This is a genomic window from Subtercola vilae, assembly GCF_004923255.1.
GTDB classification, from domain to species: Bacteria; Actinomycetota; Actinomycetes; order Actinomycetales; family Microbacteriaceae; genus Subtercola; species Subtercola vilae.
This window is the reverse complement of the sequence record NZ_QYRT01000069.1, coordinates 1-8931: the sequence shown is the minus strand read 5'-3', so window position 1 is coordinate 8931 and position 8931 is coordinate 1. Positions and strand designations below refer to the sequence as shown.

Here is an 8931-nt window from a genome sequence, read left to right as displayed (position 1 = left end):
GGGTGATCTCAATCTCGCGCAGTCCCCGAACCCCATTTCGCGGCGGGGAGCTGCTGGCCTGATTCTTAGTGCTCTTTTGGCAGGAAACCAGCCACTAACTTGGCAGGAATCCAGCGCCGAAACGGCCGACAAAGAGTTGATCACACACAGACCGGTCGAGAAGAAGCTCAGGGCGGCACTGAGCGGCAACCCGTTCCCGATCAGAGGGCCGGACGGCACTGAAACCGATGGGGAGGCTTTGCACCTAACCGTGCACACGATCCGATATCTGAATGAGATCCTCGACGGCGTCGCCGACGAGATCAAACACGGTCGCGTGAATCCGATTACCGGAGATCGCGTGTCGCCTCGAGAAGCTCAGGCCATGGCAGCCGAGCGTTACGCAGTGGCCGCGAAGGCTCGAAGAGATGAGGCTGTCCGGATCAAGAAGATCACTTCGGCTGCATACGATTTCGTCACCCAGATCGTCGAGCATTACCCCATCCCCCTCTCACCGATGGCTGGACGTCGAAGTACGCGGGACGCCCGTGAAGACATGATCCCCGATTGGCGCGCTGCCGCCAGAGGAGCAATAGCAACCGCGAGATTGACGGATCCAGCACTCATTTCCGCCATCGAGGAAGTGCTCGCATCAAAACTGCTGAACCGGAAGTACGGAGAGGGTTTCGCGCGGAGCACTGCACGTGAGCTTGTAGGCGCACCCACTTGGGTCACTGACGCTGCCTAGCTAGCAAGCACCCTGGGCTGCATTGGTCAGGGTCGCATTCGTCTGGGGCGCGCGTAGACCTGCTGCGAGATTGCGGACTGTGCCGCCTCGAGTTCTGCGGCCAGCTGCTTGGCCAATTCGCCTGCCTGTGCCAGGTGCGCTCTCGCGGCCGCATTTCGCTTCAATGGATCGGCGCCATCTTCCTCAACCATCTCGAACTGGGTGAGGGAGATGGCGAGGCCGTTGGAAAGGTGTTTGAACGCTCGAGGCAGTTGCAAGCTCGCATTCATCAGATTGCCGATGACGTCGTATGCCCAAGGGGCCGGGAGGCTGGAGGTCTGCCCGTCCCCAACTTGCCGGATCGCTTCATACGCCTCCTCGGAGTGTCGCGCCTCATCCGGGAATGTGTCGCTCATGTTGTGCCCTTCTTTCTGGCCTAGGCCGTTAACCGAAGAACTCCTGGATTCGCCAAGTGATAGCGAATCGAGGAGTTCTGAATTGAGACGGGTGATTTGAGTTTTGTCGAGTACTCAGCGATTTTCGATGTAGATGATCCGAAATGGTAACCGTCGAACGCCCAGATTCTTGAACGACGGTACGAATGAGGATTTCTTACTCTCTAACTATCGTACTTAAGAAGTGCGGCCGAGTTACCCGTAGAAAATGTCTTTCGGTTCTAGCATCGCGAAACGTTACGATATATAATAGAAATAGATAAAATCGAGACAGTTGATTTTACGGTGATCCGAGGGGGAAACGTGGTTCGATTCGCAGAAAATTTTGAAGTGAGTACATCCGGTAACAAGCCTCCTTTCTTCCTGCCCACCATGAAGGTGAGTGGTAAGCACAGAGCGCGTCTCGCGGCCGAATCGATCAAGCTGCACTCACACCTCGATTCCAATAGGCGCTCACTCACCAAGGAACAACGGGAAGAGGTAGACGAGAGCTTGAAGTGGCTGAAAATCGGACTACGCCACGCCAGCGGACGCTGGGTCGGCTCACCCATCCAGCCCACAACGGAACAAGACGTCTTCGCGAAGGCCGCGGACCTCGCGGCAAGCGTGGACCAGCTCATCTCCCGGCAGACCGAAGAGATCGAGGTTGCCCAGAATGGGATTCTTCAGCGATGACGGTGATTCAAGTCGCTTCGTCGACGAGGCAAAGCAGAAGTTCGGCGAAGAACGCTATGAAGTGGGCGCCAAGGGTGAACTCTTCATGAGTCGAGGGTTCAACACCAACCGCCTAACCAAGGACTACGCCAAGTTCACCAGTCTCTCGGTACCAGCTTCCATGACAGATAGGTCCGAGATGAAGGGCGATATTGACATCTGTCTCGTGAGCGGCAACCGCGTCCTCATGATTGATATCAAAGCATGGAACCCAAGGTACGTGTACTGGACCATTCCGGTTCTGAAGCGGCCGATGAGAGGCATTCGCCCGCTCCGAAAGGACGACAGCGAATGGGCCCTGAGTAAACAGATGGAGCTGGGCGTCGAGCGCTATTCGAAAGCGCTTCCCCAGGCAACGGTAAAGGCGATCGTGGTGTTCGCGCCGACCAATGGCCAGAACACGGTTCCTCTGAGCGTTGGACTTCTCGTCTTCCCCGGAGGAATCCGGTCTTACCTGGCTCGCCAGAGCTACAAAATTGCTCGAGATTTTCTGGGCGAGCCCGAGGCAGCGGATCCGGCCGTAACGCAGTTCCTGATGAAAATGAAGCGCTGAGCTGCTAGCCAGCGAGCTTGAAAGGAAGAAACTTTGACAACCACGTCGAGAGCGAATCTGAACGGAATAGATTTCGAAGAGAGCTTTCCTTTATTCGCGGAAATCGTAGCCAATCTCGAAGCACCACCGATGCCCGAAGATTTAGTCGAATTCGATCGGGAAATTACGGACTCAGAATCCGAGAAGGCAGCGCGAAAGCTGCTGGCCGTTCATATCAGAGCCAAAAAACATCACGTTTACACTTTGATACCGGCTGGCGCGACGTTGCCGTGCCTCGAGAATGTCGTGCATTTCAGCTCGTGGCCCAACCCGAAAGACTTCTCAGGCGGCGCGAATTCAACTGAGTACGGATCCGCGCTGGCAATTCATGAGATCGAGGAAGCGCATGACAAGAAGCTTTGCGCAGGTTGCCCGTTCCGGGTGGAGTGTCTTGCGCAAGCCCTCTCGGTAGGGGCTGCCAACTCCGCCGGCGGCCTCGACGATGAAGGGGTCTTCGGCGGGTGGGGGCGCAAATCAAGGCAAAAGATCGGTGCGAAGTTTGACTCGCTTAGACGGGCCTACGTACGGGGTGTAGAGGGGGGCGAGAATCCGATGCCCGCGGATGACATCGCCCGCATAGACGCGGAAGCGAAAGAGGGCGTCCCTTGGCGTTGACCGTCTGTGAACAGGCAACCGGGTCAAAACTGACCGATACTCCATTTTATGACGCACACAACTTCATAAACGACATTGTGCGCGATGAAGAGCCGAGGTGCGCCAACGTCGAACACTTACGGAAAAATGGTGGTTCGGAGCTCCGACGACGCTTGAACTCCGAACCACCTCGCAATCTAGCTAGCCTCGTGATCGGCTACCGACAGGTCGCGGTTAAGCGCATCGGATACTAAGAAAGCCATAATCCAAGCCTCGCCCACAGACTCGCTCAAATCAATCGAGTCACAGGTGGCCTCGAGAAGAGTTTCCAAAATTTCAATGGCCCCCTTAGCCATTACATGCATTGCTGCGTGCATGGAGCTGCGAGCGTCTGCGCTAACTCGAGCGGAATTGTTATCCTGAAGCTCTTGGAGCGCGCTCCGTTGAGCCCAAATGAACTCGGCTGTTTCGCGAGTCAACTCCGCCAATTCTGGAACCCTTGTGTCCCTCATTTTGAGACCTCTCCAATCAGAGAGGCTTCGACCTCGCATGAGGGGCAACCCCCGTCTGAGCTATCAATGAGGTAGGCCAGCGACAACGCGGCGCGCACGCAATCGCTCGGCTGCAACTTCCGGTCGAAAAAGGGGTCACTCAGGCCTTCGGATATTTCGATAGCGCCGAGTGCCAAGATATTCAACTCGGCGTCATTGTTGACAGAATCGGCATCATCCACCAGGAAAATGCCTCGGTCGTTTCTTCTTTTCAACTCTTCTCGTTGGTCCAAAATGTACTCGCCGTGACCGCGGGTCATTTCTTTGAGATTGAGTTCTTTGTAGGTTGTCATTTCTTGCTCCTTCGGTTGATCACAAAGTTATGGTCGTCCGAAAGCTGCAATTTAATGATCAACTATTATTTGTAGATAGAGACTCCGAGCTCAGATGGGTGTATGTGACTGACGAACCAGCATTTCCCGAAGCGATCAGACTCGCCATCCAAATACTCGCTGAAGAGAGGATTGAAGACGCGGGTGAATTGAAGTTCAAGCCGCGAACCGAGGCGAAGCTTGCTGAACTCGTGATCCTCGAGGAGATTCGCAGATCGATCGATCTGGAAGCGGAACTCATCATCCGAGACTTAAAGAAGTACAACACTGGGGTCACGTTGCTTGAGCTGTCCAAACGACTCGGTTGATCACCAAGCGTCATCTGGACTGCTTACCTAAGTGACGCGAATTCACGGACGGGGAAGCCGGACGCGGCGCAGTCCGGACAAGTCCAGAAGGTTCCAAAGCATCCCGGAACCGAAAGCATTTCCAGCGCGGCGGCAAAGCTGCATATATCGACGGGCGACATCTACAGGTTGATGAAGTCGCAACCAGACGCAGCATGGTTTGAGCGAAGGCCAACGGCGGGGACGCGTGGGTCGGTGACGCGGATCACCGATATGGCCAGCCTTGAAAAGCGGGTGAGAGGTATCCGGCGTAGGGTGCGACCCAATCGCCAACCGACTTCACTGAAGTAAACCTTCGGCGGGGGATCTGAGGGCAACCCTCAACTCGTGACCAGCCAGGCCGCTCCACGGCTATCTGCCAAACGGTTGCTGAGACACCCATAGCGGGACGGCAAGGCTTGCTTGGAAAATTTGTGAGCCTGCACGGTAAGCAACTCCTCCTCTGCGTGATCTCCCCTTGAACTACACTCGGCGACTTGAGAACTTCGGGAAGGCACCGACGCCCGAGGACCCGAAGAAGCGTCGGATCAGGGTCGTCCGTGGAGGATTGCCCGGATTGGGTAAGCGTCAATAGTGGAACCTGAACCTTTTCTGAGTGTATGCTGGGAGCTGTCCGATAGGAATGAGACCAAATGATTACCTTGACACCCGAGACCGAGGCCGGCCCTGCCGAACCGTGGATCTTCATCTGCCCGAACTGCGACCAGGAGCCGATCTTCTGCGCAATGTCCAAGTGTCCCAGCTGAGCCGGAGATACTGTTGAGGCGGTTAGTCGTTTCAGCGTAGGCCGGTACGCTCCGAGAGGAGCAGAGATGGTCGGTGACGGCCCAATCCGAATCAGCGCACTTGAGTGGGTCGTGATTCGCAATAATCCGCGATACCCGAAGGCTCTCATTCGGCGCGTGGATCCCGACAAGCCGACCGAGCACTACCGAGTCGTCACGTTCGACATCGATCCGAGTAGACGGGAGCTGCTGGGAAGATACGGTTCCCTCAGTGCGGCAAACGACTCCGTTCACTATGAGCTGCCAACCGATCACCAACCCGCATCGCACTTTGGGATGTACGAGAATCGAAAGAACTACGAGTGACGTCGAACTGCTCGAACAACCGGAATCCACCAGATCGATTCTGAGCGCCGATCAGTGGTGACGTACTCTCTTCGCTCTACGCGCTCTACGCGCTGAACGGGCTTACGCGGGCCCGAACTGCTCAAAACCCAGCCGGTTCAAGATCCCGCCTACCGCTTACGTCCAGTTGATCGAATGTAACGATCGCCCCCTGCACTACTCACGAACCGCGGACAGTGGTGAGCTGGATGGTCTGTCCGGAATGCGGCGGAGGACACGCCTACGACATCGTCATCGAACCCTAGCCGGTGTAGTTGGAGACCATTGCGACTAGCGTGCGCTTCCCCTCACGACACGACAGAGCTCGCTGGATGGGCGGTTTTGCCGCCGGTTCTCGGCGTTAGTTCTTACTCAGTCGCACTTAGCAATCTGCGCCGATGGGCAATACGCTTGGTCGCGTCGCAGCCGCTGGCAAACTTCGGTGCAATTTGGGGGATCCATGATCAGATCAGAATTCGACAATCATCAGGTGTGGATTGCGACGCAGCAGATCAGAGAACAGCTCAGCCGGATTCGAGAGCAGGGCAATCTCGAAGACATCGCGCCTATTGAGACCATCGGCTTCTACATCGATCATTTGTTGTCCTTCCGGCTGCTCGCGGACAATTTCGTCGCGCTCTTTTCTCGGGTCATGCTGGATCAGGTACTCGTACCCCTGGGTGCGGTGGTGTCTTCGCTCACAGATCGCACCAATACCGGCACAGTTCACCCGTACATGGATAATGCCGCCTCGCAGGCCGAGGACATACTCGTTCCAATGGCTCCGTTCCCCCGTCCTTACGGGAAGGGCGGACAAGTCACCCAGATGGAGACACTGTTCGAAAACCTTCTTCTGCGTCAGCGCGAAAGCGTCGAGCAACTCAATACTGAACATCAGAATCTACGCGGTGAAGTTGAAACGTTCAGCGTCGAAGTCAGCAACTCGAAGGATTCTTCCCTGATCGCACTCCAGCAAATTGAGGATGCTGCAAAAGAGATCGCGGAGACCATCACAGGGGAAAAAGCTCGGATTGATGCCGTCGTACAGGACGGCATCAAGGCGGTCGCCGCGATGGAGACGGAGAATACTGATCGTTACAAGGCGTGGAGAGCCGAAAGGGAGGCAGCGTTTCGAAATGACTTTCGCGAGCTAAAAGCATCAATGGAGGCGGACCTCGGTGACGCCCATGTGGCCCTCGACGAATTACGCAGGGTAAATCAGCAATACGAAAATTTGGCCGCACTTGGGGCAGGTGATTTGATCGCCTCCAACTTTGCCGTCGAGTCGAAATGGGGTCGGCTCTCTGGACTCGTCCTATATGGGGTCGGTTTCCTGTTCCTGATTGCCGCCGCAATCCCGCTCATCTTCTTTTTGTTTGAAAACCCAAACACCCCTGACGGGTCGCCCGACTGGGGAAGGCTTATCGTCAGGATCTCGATCGGTGTTTTGGCCGGTTCGGCGGCAACCGTAGTTATCCGTCTCGGCGCACGACTGATCGCAAACGCGAACGCGAGCAAGCGGATGGAACTGGAACTTCGTTCATTTGGACCATTCTTGGCAAACGTGACCGACACAGACACTGTCGACGGGGCGAGGTTGCAACTGCTCGATCGCGCATTTGGCAAGAGCTACGTCGTTGTCGAGAGCGGAGAAAAGGATGATGTCATCCAAGTTTCAACTTTTGCGCAGATCATTGATGCTGTATCTAAACTTGCCAAATGACCTGAAGCGCTCAGCACGACTCTGAACGCCGTCTGAGTAGCTCGTACTCTAGTCGCTTCGTAACCGGAACGCGCTCCCACGGGGCCAATACGCGTCGCAGCTGGCCGTTTGCGGCGCACGGACTAACGCTCGCGCTCAATGACAAAGCCGCTTGTTATTGCAGGGCATCGATCTGCGCTGGGGGATACCCGCTAGGCAGGTCACGGATCCGACACCTTGGGATCAAAGCGGGGACGGGGATCGGACATGAACTTTAAGCGAGCTATTGGCGTCTCGTTCGCGGGGATTGCACTTGCGGCGCTCGGACCGGGGCTCGCGGGCTGCAGCTCTGCGTTGACTGAAACCGCAGGGACCGCGATTCCATCCGTGGCTGCTGGGACTGCTGCCGCGACTCCTACGCCGATCCCCGGTGACACCGATGGCGATGGAAAGCTTTCCGAGTTCGAAAAGGAGCAGCTTGCCAGCAAGGCCATTCGGACGTACACGATGTCCGACGGCAGTAAAGTCCATTTCGACCCGACTCAACCTCTTCCCGACTCGGTGGCATCCGATATATCGGATCGCGCCCAGGAAGCCATGAGCGCCGTAAACCACGCAGGTCTAGACGGCGACGCTCAAGACGCGGCGATGAAGGGTATGTTCGCGTTCGTGGACACTCAGGCCGAGGCTATCGGCCGCCCAATCGTCCTAGTGGTCTTCGACAACGGATCTTGGGGAACCCTGACAAGCATCGGTCTCACTCACTCGACCGGCATAACTGGGGGCTCAAAGGAAAACACGCTGTTGCTGGCCCAGACCTGGGCAAGCAATCACGGGGCAGCGCTCGTCATCTTGGGATAGTGGGATAGCTGTCTGGGAACGGACTCGGGTGAGTCTGTGGGTGCCGCGTTTGCCCATTGGATGTCTGGCCCGAAAATTCCACGCAGAGCATCGCGAATCGCACGATGATGGTGAAGGACTCTCTTTCCCTCGGATTCCATCGTATTGAGGATCTCGATCGCCTCGACCGCTGCCGCGGCCAGCCTCCCCTGCGTCTGCCAGAATTCGAGATCGCCGGGGCCTCCATTGTCGGCAGCTCCTCGGGCAGTGTAAATAGTCTGACCGGCCGCCTTCGTCTGGTGTTCGGTCATGTAGTCGGCGAGACGCCGCGCCGGATTATCCATAGCTGAATGTTAGCGAGACCCCAGCGCATGAAATCCGTCTCCCGAGTAACCGTCGAAAGTAAGCTTCTAACCGATGTGCCTCTCGTCTCGAAGGGCTAAGGAGAAGTGATGACAGATCCGACTGGTCTGCAAGGAATGTTTCGGGAGTACTTTCCACCGACACCGTCAGAGATCAAAAAGTTCTGGAAGTCGGCAACCGTCGTCGTCGACACGAACGTGCTTCTCAGCTTGTATCGCACGAGCGACGCGACCTCGAAGACGTTAGGAGAGGTTCTCGCTTCACTTAGTGACCGATTGTGGATGCCGCACCAGGTGGGCCTGGAATACTCCAGGAACCGTCTAAGCGTCATTTTTGGAATGACCGCGCCGCACGCTCAGGCTCTCAAGAATCTGCAGGCGCTGAAGCAGACGCTGCTTGACCAGCCGACAATCGCAAAAGACGCTCCCATGCAACCCCAGAAAGTGTTCGACAAGCTGGCGAACAGGATAAACCGACACATCGACAAGCTCACGAAGCAGTGAGTATTTGAGGCTTTGAGCACCACCTGATCGTGTGGTTGGGCACCACTGATTGTGCGGGTCAGCACCAGTGGTGGCGCGGTTTGGGTACCACCGGTGCTGACGCGCGATGGTCAGGTCGTGGCG

The 8931-nt window shown here is 56.4% G+C and carries 11 protein-coding genes; 9 read left to right on the top strand and 2 right to left on the bottom strand.

Going from position 1 to position 8931, the window contains the following annotated elements; translation table 11 throughout:
- Positions 1-727 (top strand): hypothetical protein (locus D4765_RS18405; RefSeq protein WP_237280553.1); only part of this gene is annotated, 727 nt, incomplete at its 5' end.
- A gap of 26 nt (positions 728-753) precedes the next feature.
- Here the strand turns inward: D4765_RS18405 and D4765_RS18400 are convergent.
- The gene (locus D4765_RS18400; RefSeq protein ID WP_136643771.1) at positions 754-1122 is read right to left on the bottom strand and encodes a hypothetical protein; all 369 of its coding nucleotides are present in this window, start codon (positions 1120-1122) and stop codon (positions 754-756) included.
- A 369-nt stretch (positions 1123-1491) separates the two neighbouring features.
- Between D4765_RS18400 and D4765_RS18395 the strand changes: the two genes are divergently transcribed.
- From D4765_RS18395 to D4765_RS18385, 3 genes are read left to right on the top strand one after another with little or no spacing between them, the layout of a single operon-like run.
- Entirely contained in the window at positions 1492-1836 is a 345-nt protein-coding gene (locus tag D4765_RS18395; protein ID WP_136643770.1) for a hypothetical protein, read from the top strand.
- The gene (locus tag D4765_RS18390) at positions 1817-2428 is read left to right on the top strand and encodes a hypothetical protein (protein ID WP_136643769.1); all 612 of its coding nucleotides are present in this window, start codon (positions 1817-1819) and stop codon (positions 2426-2428) included. The genes D4765_RS18395 and D4765_RS18390 overlap by 20 nt, the downstream gene beginning before the upstream one ends.
- 33 nt (positions 2429-2461) lie before the next feature.
- The gene (locus D4765_RS18385; RefSeq protein WP_136643768.1) at positions 2462-3082 is read left to right on the top strand and encodes a WhiB family transcriptional regulator; all 621 of its coding nucleotides are present in this window, start codon (positions 2462-2464) and stop codon (positions 3080-3082) included.
- Between the two features lie 487 nt (positions 3083-3569).
- Here D4765_RS18385 and D4765_RS18380 read toward each other — a convergent pair whose 3' ends face one another.
- Entirely contained in the window at positions 3570-3905 is a 336-nt protein-coding gene (locus D4765_RS18380; RefSeq protein ID WP_136643767.1) for a hypothetical protein, read from the bottom strand.
- Positions 3906-4009: 104 nt separating this feature from the next.
- Between D4765_RS18380 and D4765_RS18375 the strand changes: the two genes are divergently transcribed.
- The 5 genes from D4765_RS18375 to D4765_RS18355 all read left to right on the top strand — a co-directional run bounded on the left by D4765_RS18375 (position 4010) and on the right by D4765_RS18355 (position 8808).
- Positions 4010-4252 carry a hypothetical protein gene (locus D4765_RS18375; RefSeq protein WP_136643766.1) on the top strand — a complete coding sequence of 81 codons (243 nt, stop codon included), beginning with the start codon at positions 4010-4012 and terminating at the stop codon, positions 4250-4252.
- A gap of 1608 nt (positions 4253-5860) precedes the next feature.
- Positions 5861-7123, top strand: coding sequence for a hypothetical protein (locus D4765_RS18370; protein ID WP_136643765.1), 1263 nt, complete (start codon positions 5861-5863; stop codon positions 7121-7123).
- A 246-nt stretch (positions 7124-7369) separates the two neighbouring features.
- On the top strand, positions 7370-7963 hold the full coding sequence (locus tag D4765_RS18365) for a hypothetical protein (RefSeq protein WP_136643764.1): 594 nt from the start codon (positions 7370-7372) through the stop codon (positions 7961-7963).
- A 104-nt stretch (positions 7964-8067) separates the two neighbouring features.
- Positions 8068-8292 (top strand): hypothetical protein, encoded by a 225-nt coding sequence (locus D4765_RS18360; RefSeq protein ID WP_136643763.1) that lies wholly within the window; start codon positions 8068-8070, stop codon positions 8290-8292.
- Positions 8293-8394: 102 nt separating this feature from the next.
- A complete protein-coding gene (locus D4765_RS18355; RefSeq protein ID WP_136643762.1) occupies positions 8395-8808 on the top strand; it encodes a PIN-like domain-containing protein in 414 nt (137 codons plus the stop codon).
- The last annotated feature ends 123 nt before the right edge of the window (positions 8809-8931 follow it).

Excerpts from the sequence above, each read along its gene's own strand:
- D4765_RS18400 (WP_136643771.1), bottom strand. The coding sequence starts at position 1,122 with ATGAGCGACACATTCCCGGATGAGGCGCGACACTCCGAGGAGGCGTAT.
- D4765_RS18390 (WP_136643769.1), top strand. The coding sequence starts at position 1,817 with ATGGGATTCTTCAGCGATGACGGTGATTCAAGTCGCTTCGTCGACGAG.
- D4765_RS18380 (WP_136643767.1), bottom strand. The coding sequence starts at position 3,905 with ATGACAACCTACAAAGAACTCAATCTCAAAGAAATGACCCGCGGTCAC.
- D4765_RS18370 (WP_136643765.1), top strand. The coding sequence starts at position 5,861 with ATGATCAGATCAGAATTCGACAATCATCAGGTGTGGATTGCGACGCAG.
- D4765_RS18365 (WP_136643764.1), top strand. The coding sequence starts at position 7,370 with ATGAACTTTAAGCGAGCTATTGGCGTCTCGTTCGCGGGGATTGCACTT.
- D4765_RS18360 (WP_136643763.1), top strand. The coding sequence starts at position 8,068 with ATGATGGTGAAGGACTCTCTTTCCCTCGGATTCCATCGTATTGAGGAT.
- D4765_RS18355 (WP_136643762.1), top strand. The coding sequence starts at position 8,395 with ATGACAGATCCGACTGGTCTGCAAGGAATGTTTCGGGAGTACTTTCCA.